This window comes from Streptomyces sp. CA-142005, from assembly GCF_050942335.1.
In the GTDB taxonomy this organism is placed as follows: domain Bacteria; phylum Actinomycetota; class Actinomycetes; order Streptomycetales; family Streptomycetaceae; genus Streptomyces.
Window position 1 is genome coordinate 3,532,740 of sequence record NZ_CP192078.1, and the last position, 20,074, is coordinate 3,552,813.

General features: G+C 71.2%; 19 protein-coding genes. 11 read left to right on the forward strand and 8 right to left on the reverse strand.

All coding sequences use genetic code 11. The annotated features are described in order from the left end of the window. Nucleotides 1-81 precede the first annotated feature (81 nt). Complete coding sequence (locus ACQPXS_RS16745) at nt 82-2,523, reverse strand: beta-glucosidase family protein (RefSeq protein ID WP_433450078.1); 2,442 nt, start codon at nt 2,521-2,523, stop codon at nt 82-84. Nucleotides 2,524-2,627: 104 nt separating this feature from the next. On the opposite strand from ACQPXS_RS16745, the gene ACQPXS_RS16750 reads away from it, so the two are divergent. After that, entirely contained in the window at nt 2,628-3,209 is a 582-nt protein-coding gene (locus tag ACQPXS_RS16750) for a TetR/AcrR family transcriptional regulator (protein ID WP_433450079.1), read from the forward strand. Nucleotides 3,210-3,221: 12 nt separating this feature from the next. Here the strand turns inward: ACQPXS_RS16750 and ACQPXS_RS16755 are convergent, their stop codons facing one another. Together ACQPXS_RS16755 and ACQPXS_RS16760 are read right to left on the reverse strand one after the other, a co-directional pair. Further along, complete coding sequence (locus ACQPXS_RS16755) at nt 3,222-3,608, reverse strand: RidA family protein (protein WP_433450080.1); 387 nt, start codon at nt 3,606-3,608, stop codon at nt 3,222-3,224. Nucleotides 3,609-3,618: 10 nt separating this feature from the next. Next, the gene (locus ACQPXS_RS16760) at nt 3,619-4,431 is read right to left on the reverse strand and encodes an NAD(P)-dependent oxidoreductase (RefSeq protein WP_433450081.1); all 813 of its coding nucleotides are present in this window, start codon (nt 4,429-4,431) and stop codon (nt 3,619-3,621) included. Nucleotides 4,432-4,489: 58 nt separating this feature from the next. On the opposite strand from ACQPXS_RS16760, the gene ACQPXS_RS16765 reads away from it, so the two are divergent. Next, entirely contained in the window at nt 4,490-5,425 is a 936-nt protein-coding gene (locus tag ACQPXS_RS16765; RefSeq protein WP_433450082.1) for a LysR family transcriptional regulator, read from the forward strand. A gap of 21 nt (nt 5,426-5,446) precedes the next feature. On the opposite strand, the gene ACQPXS_RS16770 is transcribed toward ACQPXS_RS16765, so the two are convergent. Genes ACQPXS_RS16770 through ACQPXS_RS16780 form a run of 3 tightly spaced genes read right to left on the reverse strand, consistent with a single transcriptional unit; the run spans nt 5,447 to nt 7,366 of the window. Continuing rightward, nucleotides 5,447-6,061: a LysE family translocator gene (locus tag ACQPXS_RS16770; RefSeq protein WP_433450083.1), complete on the reverse strand. Its 615-nt coding sequence runs from the start codon at nt 6,059-6,061 to the stop codon at nt 5,447-5,449. After that, the gene (locus ACQPXS_RS16775; protein ID WP_433450085.1) at nt 6,058-6,885 is read right to left on the reverse strand and encodes an EI24 domain-containing protein; all 828 of its coding nucleotides are present in this window, start codon (nt 6,883-6,885) and stop codon (nt 6,058-6,060) included. The genes ACQPXS_RS16770 and ACQPXS_RS16775 overlap by 4 nt, the downstream gene beginning before the upstream one ends. Before the next feature lie 43 nt (nt 6,886-6,928). Continuing rightward, nucleotides 6,929-7,366: a MarR family winged helix-turn-helix transcriptional regulator gene (locus ACQPXS_RS16780; protein ID WP_356302900.1), complete on the reverse strand. Its 438-nt coding sequence runs from the start codon at nt 7,364-7,366 to the stop codon at nt 6,929-6,931. Between the two features lie 89 nt (nt 7,367-7,455). On the opposite strand from ACQPXS_RS16780, the gene ACQPXS_RS16785 reads away from it, so the two are divergent. Both ACQPXS_RS16785 and ACQPXS_RS16790 read left to right on the forward strand, forming a co-directional pair. Then, nucleotides 7,456-8,454, forward strand: a complete 999-nt coding sequence (locus tag ACQPXS_RS16785) for an NADP-dependent oxidoreductase (protein ID WP_433450086.1) — start codon at nt 7,456-7,458, stop codon at nt 8,452-8,454. Between the two features lie 109 nt (nt 8,455-8,563). Further along, on the forward strand, nt 8,564-8,983 hold the full coding sequence (locus tag ACQPXS_RS16790) for an organic hydroperoxide resistance protein (RefSeq protein WP_351798079.1): 420 nt from the start codon (nt 8,564-8,566) through the stop codon (nt 8,981-8,983). An 88-nt stretch (nt 8,984-9,071) separates the two neighbouring features. Here ACQPXS_RS16790 and ACQPXS_RS16795 read toward each other — a convergent pair whose 3' ends face one another. Together ACQPXS_RS16795 and ACQPXS_RS16800 are read right to left on the reverse strand one after the other, a co-directional pair. Next, a complete protein-coding gene (locus ACQPXS_RS16795; RefSeq protein ID WP_433450087.1) occupies nt 9,072-10,226 on the reverse strand; it encodes a serine hydrolase domain-containing protein in 1,155 nt (384 codons plus the stop codon). 187 nt (nt 10,227-10,413) lie between these two features. Continuing rightward, nucleotides 10,414-11,382 (reverse strand): SCO2400 family protein, encoded by a 969-nt coding sequence (locus ACQPXS_RS16800; RefSeq protein WP_433450088.1) that lies wholly within the window; start codon nt 11,380-11,382, stop codon nt 10,414-10,416. Nucleotides 11,383-11,582: 200 nt separating this feature from the next. Here ACQPXS_RS16800 and ACQPXS_RS16805 point away from each other — a divergent pair, with 200 nt between their 5' ends. The 7 genes from ACQPXS_RS16805 to ACQPXS_RS16835 all read left to right on the forward strand — a co-directional run bounded on the left by ACQPXS_RS16805 (nt 11,583) and on the right by ACQPXS_RS16835 (nt 20,057). Further along, a complete protein-coding gene (locus tag ACQPXS_RS16805) occupies nt 11,583-12,740 on the forward strand; it encodes a mandelate racemase/muconate lactonizing enzyme family protein (RefSeq protein ID WP_351798074.1) in 1,158 nt (385 codons plus the stop codon). Further along, complete coding sequence (locus tag ACQPXS_RS16810) at nt 12,737-13,741, forward strand: zinc-dependent alcohol dehydrogenase (RefSeq protein ID WP_433450090.1); 1,005 nt, start codon at nt 12,737-12,739, stop codon at nt 13,739-13,741. Before ACQPXS_RS16805 ends, ACQPXS_RS16810 begins: the two co-directional genes overlap by 4 nt. A 141-nt stretch (nt 13,742-13,882) precedes the next feature. Beyond that, nucleotides 13,883-14,854 carry a hypothetical protein gene (locus ACQPXS_RS16815; protein ID WP_433450091.1) on the forward strand — a complete coding sequence of 324 codons (972 nt, stop codon included), beginning with the start codon at nt 13,883-13,885 and terminating at the stop codon, nt 14,852-14,854. Between the two features lie 37 nt (nt 14,855-14,891). Next, nucleotides 14,892-16,001 carry a multiple monosaccharide ABC transporter substrate-binding protein gene (gene chvE / locus ACQPXS_RS16820; RefSeq protein WP_433450092.1) on the forward strand — a complete coding sequence of 370 codons (1,110 nt, stop codon included), beginning with the start codon at nt 14,892-14,894 and terminating at the stop codon, nt 15,999-16,001. Between the two features lie 46 nt (nt 16,002-16,047). Next, entirely contained in the window at nt 16,048-17,598 is a 1,551-nt protein-coding gene (mmsA, locus tag ACQPXS_RS16825) for a multiple monosaccharide ABC transporter ATP-binding protein (protein WP_433450094.1), read from the forward strand. Continuing rightward, entirely contained in the window at nt 17,595-18,839 is a 1,245-nt protein-coding gene (gene mmsB, locus ACQPXS_RS16830) for a multiple monosaccharide ABC transporter permease (protein ID WP_351798066.1), read from the forward strand. Before mmsA ends, mmsB begins: the two co-directional genes overlap by 4 nt. Nucleotides 18,840-18,896: 57 nt before the next feature. Beyond that, entirely contained in the window at nt 18,897-20,057 is a 1,161-nt protein-coding gene (locus ACQPXS_RS16835; RefSeq protein WP_433450096.1) for an aldose epimerase family protein, read from the forward strand. The last annotated feature ends 17 nt before the right edge of the window (nt 20,058-20,074 follow it).

Genomic DNA, 20,074 nt, shown 5'->3' on the forward strand with positions numbered 1-20,074 from the left:
CCATACGGGCCCCGACGCGACGAGCCCCGGTCCGGGTGTCAGGTACCGGACCGGGGCTGTCCGTGGGGGACTTGTCCCGGATCAGACGTTAATCGGCGCGGTGAGCCTGCGGTCCGCGATCGAGCGTCCGGCGGCGATCTCGTACGAACCCTTCACACACGCCCACGTGTTCGCCGTCTCGTCCCAGATCTCGAAGGCGCGGCGCGGCAGGGCGACGGCCACCTCGACGCTCTCGCCGGGGCCGGCCTCGGCGGAGGCGAAGCCGGCGAGCCGGCGGGCCGGGCGTGCGGGGTCGGGCTCGGCCGGGGAGACGTAGATCTGGACGACCTCGCGGCCGGGCCGCTCGCCGGTGTTGCGGAGGCGGACGCGCGCGGTGGTGCCGTCGACGTCCAGGGACTCGTAGGTCCAGTCGGTGTAGCCGAGGCCGTGGCCGAAGGGGTAGGCCGGGGTGCGGCCGGCCCGCTCCCAGGCGCGGTAGCCGATGAACAGGTCCTCCGTGTAGGCCAGTTCGCCGTCGGTCGGGACGACCTGGGTGACCGGGGCGTCGGCGAGGGAGCCCCAGGTGGTGGGGAGCCGGCCGCCGGGCTCCCGGGCGCCGGTGAGGACGTCGGCCAGGGCGGCGCCGCCCTCCTGGCCGGGGAACCAGCTGAGCAGGACGGCGGCGACGTCCTCGCGCCAGGGCAGCTCCACCGGGGAGCCGGAGTTGACCACGACCACGGTGTCGGGGTTGGCGGCGGCGACCGCGCGGACCAGGTCGTCCTGGCGGCCGGGGAGCCTGAGGTCCGTCCGGTCGAAGCCCTCGGACTCGACGCGGTCGGTGGTGGCGACCATGACGACGGCCGTGTCGGCGTTCCGCGCCGCCTCGACGGCCTCGGCGATCAGCTCGTCGGCGTCGCGCTGCGGCTCGGCGTGGGCGAGCGCGAAGGTGACGACCTTCATGGGGATGTCGTCGGGGAGCTGGACGACGTAGGTGAGGCAGACGTCGACCGCCTCGCCGGCGGTGAGTTCGGCCTGGGCGCGGGGTACGGGGGCGCCGAAGAAGGCCTCGAAGGGGTCGTCCTTGTCGGGGCGCTGGACGTCGTCGTAGTACGTCGTCCCGTCGATGGTGAGCGTGAAGGCGCCCATGCCCTTGACGCCGAAGGTGTGCGGGCCGGTCGCGCGGGGGGTGAAGGTGCCGGTCAGCTCGACGGTGTGCAGGGTGTCGTGGGTGACGCCATCCGGGAGGTCCGAACCCATCCACTGGATCAGGCCGTTCGGGGCCGAGCGGGTGCCGATGACCTCGCCGTCGGCGTCGCGGCAGACGGCCGTCAGGCGGAATCCCCGGCCGGCTACGGCGAGTTCGGTGGCCGGGTCGGCGCCGACCGCGTAGGTGAGGGTGCCCTCGGGCAGGGCGGCGGTGAGGCCGTCCAGCGGGGAGACGATCCGGGCCGGGAACACGGTGGCCGAGCCGCCGCCGAGGATGCGGGCGTCGCGGGCGGCGGCGCCGATCAGGGCCACCGTGCCGTTCGGCTTCAGGGGCAGGGCGTCGTGCTCGTTGCGGACCAGGACGAAGGAGCGGCCGGCGATCTCGCGGGCCAGTGCGATGCCGTCGACGGTCTCCGGGGGCTCGGTGACGACGGGCTCGGCGCCCTCCAGGATGCCCACGCGGGCGGCGAGGCGCAGCACGCGCCGTACCGCCGCGTCGACGGTGGCCTCGGCGACCTCGCCGTCCCGGACGGCCTGCGCGAGGGCCTCGCCGTAGACGGTGCGCGGTCCGGGCATGGCGACGTCCAGACCGCCGTTGACGGCGCCGACCGTGTTCCGGGCGGCCGTCCAGTCGGAGACGTTGAACCCGTCGAAGCCCCATTCGCCGCGCAGGACTTCGTTGACCAGGTAGTGGTGCTCGGTCATCGTCGTGCCGTTGACCGTGTTGTAGGCGGTCATGATGCCCCAGGGGTGGGCGTTTTCGACGATGGCCTCGAACGGGGCGAGGTACAGCTCGCGCAGGGCGCGTTCGGAGACCAGGTTGTCGACGGTGAGGCGGTCGGTCTCGGCGTCGTTGGCGACGAAGTGCTTGACGGTGGTGCCGACCCCGCCGGACTGGACGCCGGTGACATAGCCGGAGCCGATGACACCGGTCAGGTACGGGTCCTCGCTGTAGCACTCGAAGTGCCGGCCGCCGAGCGGGGAGCGGTGCAGATTGACGGTGGGCGCGAGCAGGACGTGGACGCCCTTGCGGCGGGCCTCCTGAGCGAGCAGCACCCCTGCCCGGCGGGCGAGTTCGGGGTCCCAGGTGGCGGCGAGCGCGGTCGGTGAGGGCAGGGCGACGGAGGGGTCGTCGGCGGTCCAGCGCACGCCCCGGACGCCGATCGGGCCGTCGGACATGACGAGGGACCTCAGGCCGATCTCCGGCAGCGCGGGCAGGGTCCACATGTCCTGGCCGGCCAGCAGCCGCGTCTTGGCGTCCAGGTCGAGCTTGCCGAGAGCGGCCTCGACGACCGCCTCGCGGGCCGTGTCGGCCGGGGTGGGCTGGGGTCCCGCCATCGCGGTGCCTCCTCGTTGACGTCCGGGCAGGTGCCTCCCATCGTGCATCCGGTACCTGTAGAGTGGTAGGTTTCGTTATCTTGCCGTTACTTTGGGGTGGCGGGATGCCGTACGGTGACGTCATGAACGCGAGGGTCAGGAGCGAGGAGCGGCGCGCGGAGATCGTCGGGGCGGCCCTGGAGGTGATCGCCGAGCGCGGTTACCGGGGGGCGAGCCTCGCCGCCGTCGCCGAGCGTGTCGGTCTCACCCAGCAGGGCCTGCTGCACTACTTCCCCACCAAGGACGCCCTGCTGGTGGCCGTGCTCCAGGACCGGGACCGGTGGGACGCGGTGCCGGACACGCGGTGGCGGGTGGATCTGCTGGCCTCGCTGGTGGAGTACAACGCGATGCGGCCGGCGATCATCCAGACGTTCTCGGCGCTGCTGGGCGAGAGCGTGACGGAGGGGCATCCGGCGCGTTCGTACTTCACCGAGCGGTACGCGCGGGTGCGGGAGTCCATGGCGGCGGTGCTCCGCACCGAGTACGGCGACCGCCTGCCGAACGGCCTCACCCCCGAGCGCACCGCCCCACTGCTCGTCGCGGTGATGGACGGCTTGCAGTACCAGTGGCTGCTGGACCCGGAGTCGGTGGACATGCCGGGGGCGTTCCGCGACTTCCTGCGACTGCTGGGCGAGCCGGCGGACTGAGGGCGGTTCCTCTCACGAGGGTCGTACGGCCGCCACGACCTCCACCTCCACCTGCGCCTCCGGGCGGAACAGCCGTGGCACTTCGAAGGTCATGCTCGTCGGCGGGGTGCCGGTGAGGAACTGGCGCCGTACGGTGCCGTATTCGTCGAGCTTGCCGATGTCGGTCAGGTACGTGCGGATGTTGACGACGTCCGCGAGGCTCGCGCCGTGGGCCTTGAGCAGGGCGTCGATCGTCTCGAAGACGCCCCGGGTCTGCTCGGCCAGGGTGGCGCCCTCGGCGATCTGGCCCGAGAGGAACAACAGGGCGCTGCCGTCGGCGTGTTCGATCCGGGCCACCTGGGAGTAGTAGGGGCTCAGGGGCTGCGGTGCGGAGGCGGGGTTGCCCAGGGTGATCTGCACGGGGAGTCCTTCACACGGTACGGATGAGGTGGGCGGCGGCTCGGGCGATGTCGGCGCGGGCCAGTGCGGGGTCCGCAGCGACCTGCCGGAACTGCTCCGACACCGCTGCGGCCACGGGCAGTTCGACGGCAGCCATGGCGATCCGCAGGTCCTTTACGGCGAGGTCGGTCGCGAAGAGCGCCCCGTCGGCGAAGGCGCGGTCGACCGCGCCGCCGAGCGGCCCCGCCTCCAGCGCCGCCCGGGCGGTGCCGCCGTCCAGGCCCAGCGCGGCGGCGAGCCGCAGCGCCTCGGCGACGAGGCCGACACCGCCGATCACCGCCGTGTTGACGACGAGCTTGAGGGACGCCCCAGAGCCGAGCGGGCCGGTGCGGGTGACCGTGCCGAGGTGCGCGAGGACGTGCTCGACCGCGGCCGTGTCCCCGCCCGCGAGGATGCCGAGCGTGCCCTCGGCGGCCCGGTCGGTGCTGCCCATGACCGGCGCGTCGACGAGGGTGACCCCGTCCCCCAGCCGGCCGGCCAGTTCCCGTACGGCGTCCGGTCCGACGGTGGACATCTCCACCCAGACCGTACCCGGCCGCAGCTCCGGCGCGACGGCGCCGGCGACGGCGGTGAGCGCGTCCGGTCCGGCGAGCATGGTGATCACGACGTCGGCGTCCCGCACCGCCTCGGACGGCGACCCGGCGCGCCCGGCCCCGTCGGCGACGAGCGGCTCGGCGCGGGCCGATGTGCGGTTCCAGACGCTGAGCGGATGACCGGCCGCGAGCAGCCGGCGGGCCATCGGGGCGCCCATGTGGCCCAGCCCCAGAAAGGCGATCTTCTCCATGCCGTCGACGCTAGGACCGGCCGTGCGGTGCGACAAGCGAATGTCTAGCATCCCTGTCATGCCAACTTCGCATGTCGAGCCGGAGCTTCCCGACCTGTCCACCGTCTGGCTGCGGGTGTTCCTGGAGGTCGCCCGGCACGGCTCGTTCACCGTGGCCGCGCGGACGCTGGGCTGGACCCAGTCCGCGGTGTCCCGGCAGATCTCCTCGCTGGAGTCGGCCCTCGGCGGCGGCCCGCTCTTCGACCGGCTGCCGCGGGGCGTGCGGCTCACCGAGGCCGGCCGGACCCTGGTGCCGTACGCCGAGGCCGTGTCCGAGTCGCTGCGCGGCGCGGCGCGCGACCTGGCCGAGCTGCGGGCGGCGGCGGGCGGGCGGCTGCGGTTCGGCGCGTTCGCCACCGCCGACGCGGCGCTCGTCCCGCACGCGCTGGCCGCCTTCCACGCCCGTCACCCCCGCGTCCGCGTCGCGCGCGAGGAGGGCCTCTCCCCCGCCCTGCTGGACCGGCTGACGGCGGGCCGTCTGGACCTCGCCGTGGTCTCGACGACGGGCCGCGCCCCGCTGGAGGCGTACGAGCTGCACCATCTCCTCGACGAGACCCTGTACGTCGCCGTGCCCGCCGGACATCCGCTCGCCCGGGCCGAGGGGCCGGTACGGCTGGCCCGGCTCGCCGACGCCGACTGGATCGCCGGCAGTCCCCGGCCCGAGGGCACCCTCCTCGACGCGGCCGTGCGGCTGGGTTTCCGGCCGCGCGTCGCGCACGTCGTCGCCGAGTGGACCGCCAAGCAGGGGTACGTCGCCGCCGGTCTCGGGGTGACCCTGGTCCCGGCGCTGGCCGCCGCGTCCGTGCGGCCGGACGTCACCCTGCTGCCGGTGCACGCCGAGGACGCCCCGCCGCGCGCGGTGTACGCGGCGACGGTCCGCGGACACTCGCTGACGACGGCGGCGCGGGCCTTCGTCACGGCGCTGCGGGAGGCGGCGGAGCGGATCCCGTGCTGAGCCGGACCCCGGCCGCGACGCTCAGTGCGACGGCGCGAGCGCCAGGCTGACGCCGAGGCCGGCCAGGACCGAGCCGATGACCTTGTTGAGGACCTTCTGGCCGCGCAGCATCAGGGCCCGCATCCTGGCCTCCGAGAAGAACGTGGCGACCACGCCGAACCACAGCAGGTGGGCGAGCGACATGAACAGGCCGTAGCCGACCTGCTGGTACAGCGGGGTGTCGGGGCTGACGACCTGGGCGAAGGTGGAGACGACGAAGAGGGTCGTCTTCGGGTTGAGGACGTTGGTGAGGAAGCCGGTGCGCAGCGCGGCGAACGGGGTCAGCTCGCGGCGGTCCTCCAGGTCGATCTTCAGCTCGCCGCGGGTGCGGTAGGTGCGGATGCCGACGTAGACGAGGTAGGCCGCGCCGATCAGCTTGATCACCGTGAACAGGGCGGTGGAGGAGGCGATCAGCAGGCCGACGCCGAGCAGGGTGTAGGTGACGTGGACCAGGACGCCGGCGGCCACGCCCGCGGCGGCGAGGAGACCGGTGCGGCGGCCGTACAGATAGCTGTTGCGGACGATCATGGCGAAGTCGGCACCGGGGGCGATCACGGCGAGGACCGTGATGACGGCGACGGCGAGTATCTGGGTCACGGGCTGACGTCCTCCGTATCGGGCCGCCCGCCGGCGGCACCGGGGGCGTCGGGAGCATCGGGAGCGGAGTCGTCGGCGGTCTCCTCGCCCAGCAGGTCGCGGGCGAGGAGCGTGGCGCCCGCGACCGCGCCCGGCATCAGGAACACCGCGACGAACGGGACCAGGAAGGCCAGGCCGAGGGGCGTGCCGAAGCCCCAGACCAGGGTCTTGCGGGAGCGGAGCAGGGCGAGCCGGGCGCGCAGTTCGACGCCCCGGCGCTGGAGGGCGACGGCGGCGAGTTCCTCGGTGAGGAAGAAGCCGGTGACGAAGAAGCCGAGCACGGGGACCGCGGTCTGGCCGACGAACGGCAGGAAGCCGAGGGCGAAGAGCAGCACGCCCCACAGTGCGGCCCGCACCAGGACGCGCAGGCTGTCCCGGGCCGAGATCCACAGCTCGCGCCACAGCGGCAGGTCCGACCGCGGGGCGGTGCCGTCGGGCGAGGCTTCGGCGTCGACCCTCTCCGACAGGTTCTCGTAGAAGGGCTGGCCGATCAGCAGGGTGACGGCCGTGAACGTCAGCACGGCGAGCAGCAGCCCGAGGGCGAACAGCACGGCCGTCAGAAACCCCCGGAACAGACCCTGCCAAGGGCTGGACCAGTGGTCCGCGAACGGCGTCGCCCAGGTCACCGCGTCCTCGCCCCACACCGCGAGCGCGACCAGCGCCGCCGCGTAGAGCACCAGGGTGATCAGCCCGGGCAGCAGCCCGAAGCCGTAGCTCCGGCCGTGCCGGGTCATCCAGCGCTGGCCCTTCAGCAGATAACCGAACCCCACCCCAAGATCGCGCATGGCGGAGACTTTACCGACTCTCCGGCGGCCGGCATCCGCCTTCTCAGGCGTCCAGCATCCGGCGCAGCAGGTCGCGCAGGGAGCGGCGTTCCTCCTCCGACAGTCCGGCGAGGGGCTCGCGGGCGAAGCGGAGGCCCTCGCGCAGGTCCTTGGCCGTGCGCACGCCCTCGTCCGTGGCGGCGGCCAGCTTCACGCGCCGGTCGGCGGGGTCCGGGCGGCGCTCGACCAGCCCCCGGGACTCCAGGCGGTCCACTATCCCGGTCACGTTGGACGGCTCGCACTTGAGCTTGTGCGCCAGCTTGCGCATGGGCAGCGGCTCCAGCGCGAGCAGGCTGAGCAGCCGGGCCTGCGGTCCGGTCAGCGTGTGCTCGCCCGCCGCCTTCTCGTAGTCCGCGTAGAAGCGGGCGACGACGTCACCGATCAGTTCGACGACCTCCATGGTCAGGGCGTCGGGGCGGCGGGGCTTCGATGGGGTGGACATGGTCTCCAGGATACCCGGTTACTTGACATCCTGAAATATTCAGGAGCATCGTTGTTTCAGGTTCTGAAGTATTTGAGAAAGGCCCTGTCATGACCAACCGTGAGTGGCACCTGATCAGCCGTCCCGTCGGCTGGCCGAAGCCCGAGGACTTCGCCCTCGTCGAGACCCCCGTCCCGACCCCCGGCGAGGGCCAGGTACTGGTGCGGAACAAGTACCTCTCCGTGGACCCGTACATGCGCGGCCGGATGAGTGCCGCGAAGTCGTACGCCGCCCCCTACGAGCTGGGCAAGGTCATGCAGGGCGGCGCGGTCGGCGAGGTGATCGCCTCCAACGCCGAGGGGATCGCGACCGGCGACCACGTCCTGCACTTCTTCGGCTGGCGCGAGTACGCGGTCATGGACGCGAAGAACGCCGTCAAGGTCGACCCCGCGGCCGCGCCCCTGTCGACGTACCTCGGCGTCCTCGGCATGACCGGCCTGACCGCCTATGCCGGCCTGCTGCGCACCGCCTCCTTCAAGGAGGGCGACATCGTCTTCGTGTCCGGCGCGGCGGGCGCCGTCGGCAGCCAGGTCGGCCAGCTCGCCAGGCTCCTGGGCGCCTCGCGGGTCATCGGCTCGGCCGGTTCCGACGACAAGGTCAAGCTGCTGGTCGAGGAGTACGGCTTCGACGCGGCGTTCAACTACAAGAAGGGGCCGGTCGCCGAGCAGCTGCGCGAGGCCGCGCCGGACGGCATCGACGTCTACTTCGACAACGTCGGCGGAGAGCACTTGGAGGCCGCGATCGGCTCGCTCCGCGAGGGCGGCCGGATCGCCGTCTGCGGCATGATCTCGGTCTACAACAACACCGAGCCCGCGCCCGGCCCGCGCAACCTCGCCCGGCTGATCCAGACCCGGGGCCGCATCCAGGGCTTCCTGGTCGGCGACCACTACGACCTGCAGCCGGAGTTCGTCCGGAAGGTCGGGCCGTGGGTCGCCTCGGGCGAGCTGAAGTACCGCGAGACGGTCGTCGAGGGCGTCGAGAACACCCTGGAGGCGTTCCTCGGGGTGCTGCGCGGCGACAACATCGGCAAGATGATCGTCAAGCTCTGAGGCCCAGGGTAGACCTTCCCCGCTGTTTCCGTAATGCGGTAACTTCTTTCCGAATTCCGCCGTCGATCGTGGGCGCGAGTCGTGGCGGACCGAGGAGGAGGACAACCGCATGCCCATCACCCAGTCCGACGTCCTGTACACCGCCGTCGCCACCGCCGAGAACGGGCGGGACGGCCGGGTCGCCACGGACGACGGCCGACTCGACGTCGTCGTCAACCCGCCCAAGGAGATGGGCGGCAGCGGCGCCGGCACGAACCCGGAGCAGCTGTTCGCCGCGGGGTACTCCGCCTGCTTCCAGGGCGCGCTGGGGGTCGTCGCCCGGCAGGAGGGCGCCGACGTCTCCGGGTCGACCGTCACCGCGAAGGTCGGCATCGGCAAGAACGAGGACGGGTTCGGGATCATCGTGGAGATCTCGGCGAGCATTCCCCGTGTGTCCGCCGAGGTGGCCCGGGAGCTGGTCGAGAAGGCTCACCAGGTGTGCCCGTACTCGAAGGCGACGCGGGGGAACATCACCGTGACGCTGGTCTGACGCCCGTCGTTGCGCACTGCGGGGACCGCACCCTTGGACGTGGGGTGCGGTCTCCTGTCGGACCGTGCCCCTTTCCGGGCGGCGGCCGTCAGACGCTCTTCAGCGCCGCCCGGTGCACCGCCGCGACCAACCCGTCGTTCTCCGGTGCCGCTCCGCCCGGAAACGCCATCCGGCGGCGGGTGTAGCCGTACGCCAGGCCACTGCGCGGGTCGGCGAAGGCCTGGGAGCCGCCCGCGCCGCTGTGGCCGAAGGCGCCGGCGCCCAGGACCGGGTGCCACATGTCGGCGGTGGCCTGGAAGCCGAGGCCGAACGATCTGTGGACGCGGGCCACCAGGTCGTAGCCCACGGAGTGGATCTGGCCCACCTCGGCGACCGTGTCCGGCTTCAGCAGCGGGGGCCGGTCGTCCAGCTCGCTGATCGCCGCCGCGTACATCGTGGCGAGCCCGCGCGCGGAGGCCACGCCGCCCGCCGACGCCGGTCCCTTGGCCCGTACCAGGCGGGAGTTGGCGTACTCGGCCAGGGTGCCCGGCTCCGGGACGTGCGCGTTGAAGGCGATCGAGGTCAGGGTGTGCGGACCGGCCGGCCGGGCCTCCAGCAGGGCCTGCTGCTCGGGCGTGGGGAGCATCGGCTGCACCGGGCGGAAGCGGGGCTCCTGGGACTCGGGCAGGCCGAGGAAGAAGTCCGTCGCGTACGGCGCGCGCACCCGCTCCTCGTAGACCTCCTGGAGCGTGCGGCCCGTGGCCCGGCGGACCACCTCTCCGGTGAGCGCGCCGATCACCAGCGCGTGGTAGCCGAACGCCGTCCCCGGGCGCCAGAACGGCTTCTGGTCCGCGAGCCGCTCGGCCATCGCCCGGTCGTCGGCCAGCTCCTCGGCGGAGAACCCGGCGTCGATCCCGACCAGGCCCGCCCGGTGCGCCAGCAGGTCTCTCAGGGTGACGGAGCCCTTGCCCTCGGCGCCGAACTCGGGCCAGTAGTAGGTCACTTTGCGGTCCAGCTCCAGCGTGCCGTCCTGCACCAGGAGCGCGACCACCAGATGGGCGGCGCCCTTGGTGGACGAGAACACGCCGTACAGCGAGTCCGCCTCCGCGCCCGCCCACAGGTCGACGACCCGCCTTCCGTGCAGATACGCGCACAACTGGCCCTCGTAGTCGGCCCGTTCCCCGGCGACGAACGCGGCGAACTCCTCACGCACCGCCTCGAACCCCTCGGCGACCGTGCCCTGGACGGTGATCTGCTGCGTCATCCGCTCTCCTCAACCGAGCCGCTGCTCGCCGCTCCCTCTCAGCACAACGCCCGTTCCCGTTCGGGGCGTTCCCGAGACCGGTACGGCGCGATGTACCCGTTCGACTCAACCGCCGCGAGCGCCCGGGGGTGTGGCCACTGCCCCGGATGGCGGATGGCGCGGGGTGGCGCGCGGTGCGGGGCGCGGCTCAGGCGCACCACCACAGGAAACGGGTGCAGGTCTTGGTGGGCGAGGGGGCCGGGGGCGGAGCCGACGTCGTCGGGGCACTGGTGGGGCTGGAGGCGGGCTGGGAGCTGGCGGTGGGCGCCGGGGCCCGGGGGGTGGTGCCGGCGCCCGGCGCGGCGGTCTGCGACGCCTTGCCGGTGTCCTTGGCGTCGGGCGACTTGGAGGCCTTGTCCTTCGGGGACTTGGAGGCGGACGCGGAGGCGTCCGGGGAGGCGGAGCCGGCCGCGCCGGGGGCCGCGCCGGAGGTGTCGGAGGCCGGGTCGGCCGAGGCGCCGGGGGACGCGGAGGAGGTGCCGCCGTCGGCCGCGGCGTCCCGGGCGGTGTCCGGCTGTCCGCTGGAGAAGGGCGAGAAGGGCGCGTCCGTGCCGAGTTCGGCGAGCCCGAGGCTGCCCGCGGCCAGCATGAAGCCCGCGGTGATCAGCACGGTACGCCGGCGCCGACGCCGGTGCGCGGCGGCCTTGCGGTCGCGGCGGCTGGCGTCGGCCTCGGCGGGGCCGGCCGTGGTGCCACGCGCCCGGCGCCGGGCGGCCCGGCCGCCGGGCTCGGAGCCGGCCTCGGCCGGGGAATCGGGCTCGGGGTCACTGTCGGCTGCGGCCTCGGTGTCGGACTCGGCCTCGGGATCCCAGTCCCGGCCCGGCTCCCGCTGCTCCGTCCACGCCACCTGCTCCGGACCGGCCGGCTGGTACTGCTGGGGGATGCGGTACTCCGGCGCCCTGTACTGCTGGGATCCGTGCTCCTGAGACCCGTGGTGCTGGGACCCGTACTCCTGGGACCCGTGCTGCTGGGGGACGCCGTACCCCGGTGCCCCACCCGTGCCCGCGCGCGCGTACGCGGCCGGCGCCTCCGCCGCGGTGGCGCGTGCCGGAGTTCCGCACCCGGGGCAGGCCAGGGCGCCGTTGAGGTGCCGTTGGCACGGGTGGCAGTAGTCCATGACGCCGGAAGACTAGATTCCCCGTCGGTCACGTTCCTAGGCGCCCTTGTGAAGGTTTCGTAGAAAGCGAAAGAATTCTCGAAAGGCTTGTCGAAACCGTTACCTGTTCGACCCATTGACACCCCCACCGCCCCGTCCTTACTGTCACGCCAGCATTTCGAACGTGTGACGAAATCTCGAACAGCTGAGGGGCAACCGCCGTGCGCATCACCGGAATCAGCACACACGTGGTCGGTACGCCGTGGCGCAACCTGACCTACGTCCAGGTGCACACCGACGAGGGGATCACGGGAGTCGGCGAGACCCGGATGCTCGGTCACACGGACGCGCTGATCGGCTATTTGCGGGAGGCCCAGGCCAATCACATTCTCGGCTCGGATCCGTTCGCGGTCGAGGACCTCGTCCGCCGGATGAAGTACGGCGACTACGGCCGTGCGGGTGAGATCGTCATGTCCGGCATCGCGGTCGTCGAGATGGCCTGCTGGGACATCAAGGGCAAGGCGCTGGGCGTGCCGGTGTGGCAGCTGCTCGGCGGCAAGGTGACGGACAGGGTCAAGGCGTACGCCAACGGGTGGTACACGACCGAGCGAACGCCCGAGGCGTACCACAAGGCCGCCCAGGGGGTGATGGAGCGCGGCTACAAGGCGCTGAAGATCGACCCGTTCGGCACCGGGCACTTCGAGCTGGACCACCAGGAGACCCTGTACGCCGTCTCCCTGATCGAGGCCGTGCGGGACGCGATCGGCCCGGAGGCCGAGCTGATGCTGGAGATGCACGGCCGCTTCTCCCCCGCCACCGCCGTCCGGCTGGCCAGGGAGCTGGCGCCCTTCAACCCGGCCTGGCTGGAGGAGCCGGTCCCGCCGGAGAACCTGAAGGCGCTGGAGAAGGTCGCGGCCAAGGTGGACGTCCCGGTCGCCACCGGTGAGCGGATCCACGACCGGATCGAGTTCCGCGAGCTGTTCGACAGCCAGGCCGTGGACATCATCCAGCCCGACGTCGGCCACATCGGCGGCATCTGGGAGACCCGCAAGCTCGCCGCCACCGCCGAGACGCACTACATGCTGGTCGCCCCGCACAACGTGGGCGGGTCCGTGCTCACCGCCGCCTCCCTCCAGGTCGGCTTCACCTCGCCGAACTTCAAGATCCTCGAGCACTTCAACGACTTCGCGGACGCGGAGATCAAGAAGGTGGTCAAGGGGGCCCCGCAGGTCGTGGACGGGTACTTCCACCTGTCCGACGCACCCGGTCTGGGCGTGGAGCTCGACGTCGACGCCGCCGCCGAATTCCCGCAGCAGCAGGCCCGGTTCGACCTGTGGGCCGAGGGCTGGGAGCAGCGCAAGCCGAAGGGGACGAAGTGAGCTCGCAGGTCGTCGTCGAGGCACCGGGCACGCACCGGGTCGAGGAGCACGCGCCGCGCGAACCCGGTCCCGGCGAGGCACTGGTGGCCGTGCACGCGGTCGGCATCTGCGGCAGCGACCGCGAGGTGTACCAGGGCAACAGGCCCGAGGGATACGTCCGTTACCCGCTCACCCCGGGGCACGAGTGGTCGGGGACGGTCTCCGCGGTGGGTGCCGGGGTGCCTGCGGGTCTCGTCGGGCGCAAGGTGGTCGGCGAGGGCTTCCGCAACTGCCAGGTCTGCGACCGCTGCCACGCCGGCGAGACCACCCTGTGCACCCACGGCTACGAGGAGACCGGGTTCACCCAGCCGGGCGCCATGGCCGGCACGCTGACCCTCCCGGCCCGGCTGCTGCACGTCCTGCCGGACGACGCCGACCTCACCGCCGCCGCCCTGCTGGAGCCGGCCGCCTGTATCGCGGCCGCCGCGATCAAGGCGAACGCACTGCCGGGCGAGCGGGTCGCGGTGGTCGGCACGGGCACGCTCGGGATGTTCGCCGTGCAGTTCCTGAAAGCGGTCTCGCCGGCGGAGCTGCTCGTCGTGGGGACCAGGAACGACCGGGAGGCGCTGTCGCGGCAGTTCGGCGCGACCGGCTTCCGGCTGAAGGACCAGGAGCTCCCGGCCGGCTTCGACGTGGTGATCGAGACCGCCGGGTCCGCGTCGGCCGCGCGCACCGCCGCCTCGCTGCTCCGGCGCGGCGGACGGCTGGTCCTGACCGGGATCCCGGCGCCGGGTGCGGACGGGCTCGACCCGACCGATCTCGTCGTACGTCAGCTGGAGGTGCACACCGTCTTCGGGGCGCCGCCGGACGCCTGGGCGCACACCGTGCGGGTGTTCGGCGCCGGGCTGCTCGACCCGCTGCCGCTGGTCACGCACGAGCTGCCGCTGACCGAGTTCGCCCAGGCCATCGAGCTGGTGGGGGCCGGCGATCCCAAGGTGGGCAAGGTGCTGCTCCGCCCCTGATGACGTACGCCGGTCAGGGCGTGACCTGACGGCGCCCTGACCGGCGTACCACCACGGCCGTTTTTTTCGCAGCACCACCCGGGCCGTGGTCCGCTCCGAGCCGCGAACCTCGTCCGAAATACCGAACAAGAAGGACAGCTTGTGACGACCGACGCTTCCGCCACGGCGGCCCGCCGACCCGGTGAGCAGGCACTCACCGCCCTCGGCCTGGGCGCGCCCGCCCTCGATCCCGCCGACGCCTCCGCGCACAGCTTCCCGGGCGGCGGCCGCTGGCGCACCGAGATCCCCTCGTGCGAGGGTCCCGAAGCGCTGGCGGTCGTCCTGAAGGAGTCCTCGCGCCTGGATGTGCCGATCCACCGGATCAGCCAGGGCAGCGGCGTGTGGATGCTCACCGACGCCGAGATCACCGAGATGGTCGAGGCCACCGCCGCACGCGACATCGAACTCTGCCTGTTCACCGGCCCGCGCGGCACCTGGGACATCGGTGGCTCGGTGCGCTCCGACTCGCGGGGGGCCGGACTGCGCGCGCGGGGCCACGACGCCGTCGCCGGCTGCGTCGAGGACGCCGTACGGGCCACCGAGCTGGGCGTCAAGTGCCTGCTGGTCGCCGACGAGGGCGTGCTGTGGACCCTGCACCGGGCGCGGGAGAACGGCATCATTCCGGCCGACACCACGCTGAAGGTCTCCGCGCTCGTCGGCCCCGTCAACCCGGCCTCGTACGCGGTCTTCGAGCGGCTCGGCGCCGACTCCGTCAACGTGCCCAGCGATCTGACGCTGGACCACCTCACCGAGATCCGCCGGGTCTCCGCCGCCCCGATGGACATGTACATCGAGGCGCCCGACGACCTGGGCGGCTATGTGCGGATGTACGAGGTCGCCGAGCTGATCCGGCGCGGCGCCCCGCTCTATCTGAAGTTCGGTCTGTCCAAGGCGCCCGGCATCTACCCGTGGGGCACCCACCTCAGGGACGTGACCCTGGACACCGCCCGGGAGCGGGTGCGGCGCGGCCGGCTCGCCCTGGACCTGCTCGCCCGGCACGGCGCGGACGGCGACATGGCGCCGCTCGGCTCGCGGCTGCCCGGCCCGCTGAACCGCTTCCCCAGCAACGCGTGACCCCACTCAACGACGAGACGAACAAGGACGGATCACCATGCGCAACCGCAGAGCCGCACTCACCGCCATAGCCGGAGCCGCCTCGCTCGCCCTGACCCTGACCGCCTGCGGGCAGAGCGGCTCGGGCGGCAGCAAGGAGAAGACGGGCGACGTCAAGGGCGCCACCATCGGCATCGCCATGCCGACCAAGTCCTCCGAGCGCTGGATCGCCGACGGCAACAACGTCGTCAAGAACCTCCAGGCCAAGGGCTACAAGACCAAGCTGGTCTACGGCGAGGACGACCCCGACACCCAGGTCTCGCAGATCGAGAACCTCATCACGCAGGGCGTGAAGGGCCTGATCATCGCGGCGATCGACAACAAGTCGCTGAACAACGTGCTCCAGGAGGCCAAGGACGCGAACATCCCGGTCATCGCCTACGACCGGCTGATCCTCGGCACGCCCAACGTCGACTACTACGCCTCCTTCGACAACGAGAAGGTCGGCGTCCTGCAGGGCACCTACATCGTGCACAAGCTCGGCCTGGACAGTGGCAAGAAGGGCCCGTTCAACATAGAGCTGTTCGCCGGCTCCAACGACGACAACAACACCAAGTACTTCTTCGGCGGCGCGATGAAGGTGCTGCAGCCGTACATCGACAAGAAGCAGCTGGTCGTCAAGTCCGGGCAGACCAAGCTCAACCAGGTCACCACCCTGCGCTGGGACGGCACCACCGCGCAGAAGCGCATGGAGGACATCCTCACCTCCGCCTACAAGAGCGGCCGGGTCGACGCGGTGCTCTCGCCGTACGACGGCATCTCCATCGGCATCCTGTCCGCGCTGAAGTCCGACGGCTACGGCTCGGGCAGCAACCCGCTGCCGGTGATCACCGGCCAGGACGCCGAGCTGGCCTCGGTGAAGTCGATCATCGCCGGTCAGCAGACGCAGACCGTCTACAAGGACACCCGGCAGCTCGCCAAGGTCGCCTCCACCATGGTCGACGACGCCCTGAAGGGCAAGAAGCCGCAGGTCAACGACACCAAGACGTACAACAACGGCAGCAAGGTCGTCCCGGCCTACCTGCTGCAGCCGGTCAGCGTCGACAAGACCAACTACCAGCAGGTCCTGGTCGACGGCGGCTACTACACCGCGTCCGAGCTGAAGTAACCCGCCCCGAATCCCTCCTGATTCCTACGGATTGGAAGGCACGACCATGGCGGGACCCGTCCTGGAAATGCGCTCGATCGTCAAGACCTTTCCCGGTGTCAAGGCGCTCTCGGACGTCACCCTGACCGTCCGGCAGGGCGAGGTCCACGCCATCTGCGGGGAGAACGGCGCCGGAAAGTCCACCCTGATGAAGGTGCTCTCCGGCGTCCACCCCCACGGCAGCTACGAGGGGGACATCCTCTTCGAGGGGGAGATCTGCCAGTTCCGCGACATCCGCGCGAGCGAGCAGCGCGGCATCGTCATCATCCACCAGGAACTGGCCCTGGTGCCGCACCTGTCCATCGCGGAGAACCTCTTCCTCGGCAACGAGCACGCCACGCGCGGGCTCATCAACTGGCGCGAGACCCTGCGCCATGCCACCGAGTTGCTGCGCCGGGTGGGACTGCACGAGCACCCGGAGACCCGCGTCGCCGACATCGGCGTGGGCAAGCAGCAGCTCGTGGAGATCGCCAAGGCGCTGTCCAAGCAGGTGAAACTGCTCATCCTGGACGAGCCGACGGCGGCCCTGAACGACGAGGACAGCGGCAAACTCCTCGACCTCATCCTGGAGTTGAAGAACCAGGGCATCACCTCGATCATCATCTCCCACAAGCTCAACGAGATCCGCAAGGTCGCCGACTCGGTGACGATCATCCGGGACGGCCGGTCCATCGAGACCCTCGATGTGAAGGCGCCGGAGACCACCGAGGAGCGGATCATCGCCGGCATGGTCGGCCGCGACCTCGACCACCGCTTCCCCGAGCGGACCCCGCACCAGCCGGAGGAGGGCGCGGCACCCGCTCTGGAGATCCGCAACTGGACCGTGCACCACCCCATCGACCAGCAGCGCAAGGTGGTCGACGACGTGTCGATCGAGGTGCGCCGCGGGGAGATCGTCGGCATCGCGGGCCTGATGGGCGCCGGCCGCACCGAACTCGCGATGAGCGTCTTCGGCCGGACGTACGGCCGGTACGCGGGCGGCACGGTCCTCAAGGACGGCAGGGAGATCCGTACCAAGACCGTCTCCGAGGCGGTCGGGCACGGCATCGCCTACGTCACCGAGGACCGCAAGCACTACGGCCTGAACCTCATCGACACCATCAACCGCAACATCTCGCTGACCGCGCTCGACAAGGTGACCCGACGCGGTGTGGTGGACGAGCACGAGGAGCGACAGGTCGCCGAGGGCTTCCGGAAGTCCATGAACATCAAGGCGCCCACGGTCTTCGAGCCGGTGGGCAAGCTGTCCGGCGGCAACCAGCAGAAGGTCGTCCTCAGCAAGTGGATCTTCGCCGGGCCCGATGTGCTGATCCTGGACGAGCCGACCCGCGGCATCGACGTGGGCGCCAAGTACGAGATCTACACGGTCATCGACCAGCTCGCCGCCCAGGGCAAGGCGGTCGTCTTCATCTCCTCCGAGCTGCCCGAACTGCTCGGCATGTGCGACCGCATCTACACGATGGCCGCAGGACGGCTGACCGGTGAGGTGCCGCGGGCCGAGGCCACGCAGGAAGTGCTGATGCGCCATATGACGAAGGACAAAGAGGTAACGCGATGAGCACGGACGTCACCGACAAGAGCCCGGCCGCGGCACCGCCGGGCAAGGGCGGATCGACCGCCGGCGAGGGCCTGCTGCAGCTGGTGCTCGGCGGTCTGCGCCGCAACATGCGGCAGTACGGCATGCTGATCGCACTCGGCCTGATCGTCGTCCTCTTCCAGATCTGGACCGGCGGCGACCTGCTGCTGCCGCGCAACGTCTCCAACCTGGTGCTGCAGAACAGCTACATCCTGATCCTCGCGATCGGCATGATGCTGGTGATCATCGCCGGGCACATCGATCTGTCGGTCGGGTCACTGACCGCGTTCGTCGGCGCCTTCGCGGCCGTGCTGACCGTCCAGCACGGCGTCTCCTGGCCGGTCGCGCTGGTGCTGTGCCTGCTGGTGGGCGCGGCGGCCGGCTCGATCCAGGGCTTCCTGATCGCCTATCTCGGCATACCGTCCTTCATCGTCACCCTCGCCGGGATGCTCCTCTTCCGCGGCCTGACGGAGATCCTCCTCAAGGGCCAGACCCTCGGCCCCTTCCCCAACGGCCTGCAGAAGATCGGCAACGGCTTCCTGCCCGAGGTCGGCCCGAACACCAACTACCACAACCTCACCCTCCTGCTCGGCCTCGTGCTGATCGCGGCCGTGGTCTGGCAGGAGTTCCGCGACCGCCGCCGCCAGCAGGAGTTCTCCCTGGACGTCGTGCCGACCCGGCTGTTCCTGCTCAAGCTGACGGCCCTGGTGGCGGCGATCCTCGTCCTCACCCTGCTGCTCGCCAGCTACAAGGGCGCCCCGATCGTGCTGATCATCCTGGGCGTGCTGGTCGTCGGATACGGCTACGTCATGCGCAACGCGGTCTTCGGCCGCCACATCTACGCCATCGGCGGCAACCTGCCGGCCGCCAAGCTGTCCGGCGTGAAGGACAAGAAGGTCACCTTCTACGTCTTCCTGAACATGGGCGTGCTCGCGGCCCTGGCCGGTCTGGTGGTCGCAGCCCGGCTGAACGCGGCCTCGCCGAAGGCGGGCGTCAACTTCGAACTCGAGGCGATCGCCTCGTCGTTCATCGGCGGCGCCTCCATGAGCGGCGGTGTCGGCACCGTCCTCGGCGCCATCATCGGCGGTCTCGTCCTCGGCGTGCTGAACAACGGCATGAACCTCCTCAGCGTCGGCACCGACTGGCAGCAGGTCATCAAGGGCCTCGCCCTGCTGGTGGCGGTCGGGTTCGACGTGTGGAACAAGCGCAAGTCCGGTTCGTAAATCAGATCGGGCCCCGCCGCTCGCGGCGGGGCCCCTCCTCTTTCGGGAGCCGCATCCATGGAACTGAACAGACGCACGGTCATCGCGGGAGCAGCAGCGGCGGGCATCGCCACCACCCTCGGCTCGGGCAGCGCCCAGGCCGCGTCCGCTTCATCAGGGAGTCGCAAGCCGGTGAAGGAACTGTTCGGCACGCTCGCCGACGGCACGAAGATCTACCGCTGGTCGCTGGAGAACGGCGGCACACGGCTGAGGGTCCTGAACTACGGCGGCATCGTCCAGACCCTTCAGGTTCCCGACCGCCGCGGCCACTACGCCAACATCGTCGCGGGCTTCGACGACATCGCCGACTACGTCGCCAAGAGCCCGTACTTCGGCGCCCTGATCGGGCGGTACGGCAACCGCATCGGCAAGGGCCAGTTCACGCTCGACGGCAAGAGCTACCAGCTCTCCGTCAACGACGGCGTGAACAGCCTGCACGGCGGCACGCAGGGCTTCGACAAGCACGTGTGGGACGTCGAGCCGTTCGCCGCGGGCTCCGAGGTCGGCCTCCATCTGCACTACACCAGCGTCGACGGCGAGATGGGCTACCCGGGCACGCTCAAGGCGAAGGTGACGTACACCCTCACCCGGCACGGTGAGTGGCGCATCGACTACGAGGCCACCACGGACAAGGCGACCATCGTCAACCTCACCAGCCACGTCTACTGGAACCTGGCCGGCGAGGGCAGCGGCACGATCGAGGACCACGAACTCCAGATCGCCGCCTCCCGCTACACCCCCACCGACTCGGGCCTGATCCCGACCGGCGAGCTGGCGAAGGTCGCGGGCACCCCGTTCGACTTCCGCCACGCCAAGCCGATCGGCCGGGACATCCGCGCCGGGCACGTCCAGCAGGTGCAGGCCAAGGGCTACGACCACAACTGGGTCCTGGACAAGGGCATCACGGCACGCCCGGAACATGTGGTCACCCTGCGCGACCCGCGCTCCGGCCGCACCCTGAAGATCGCCACCGACCAGCCCGGCCTGCAGTTCTACTCCGGCAACTTCCTCGACGGCACCCTCACCGGCACCGGCGGCCACACCTACCGCCAGGGTGACGCCCTGTGCCTGGAGACCCAGCACTTCCCGGACTCGCCGAACCACGCGAACTTCCCGTCGACCGTGCTGCGGCCCGGGCAGACCTACCGGACGACGACGATCCACGAGTTCAGCGCCTGAAACGGCACCAGGGCGTG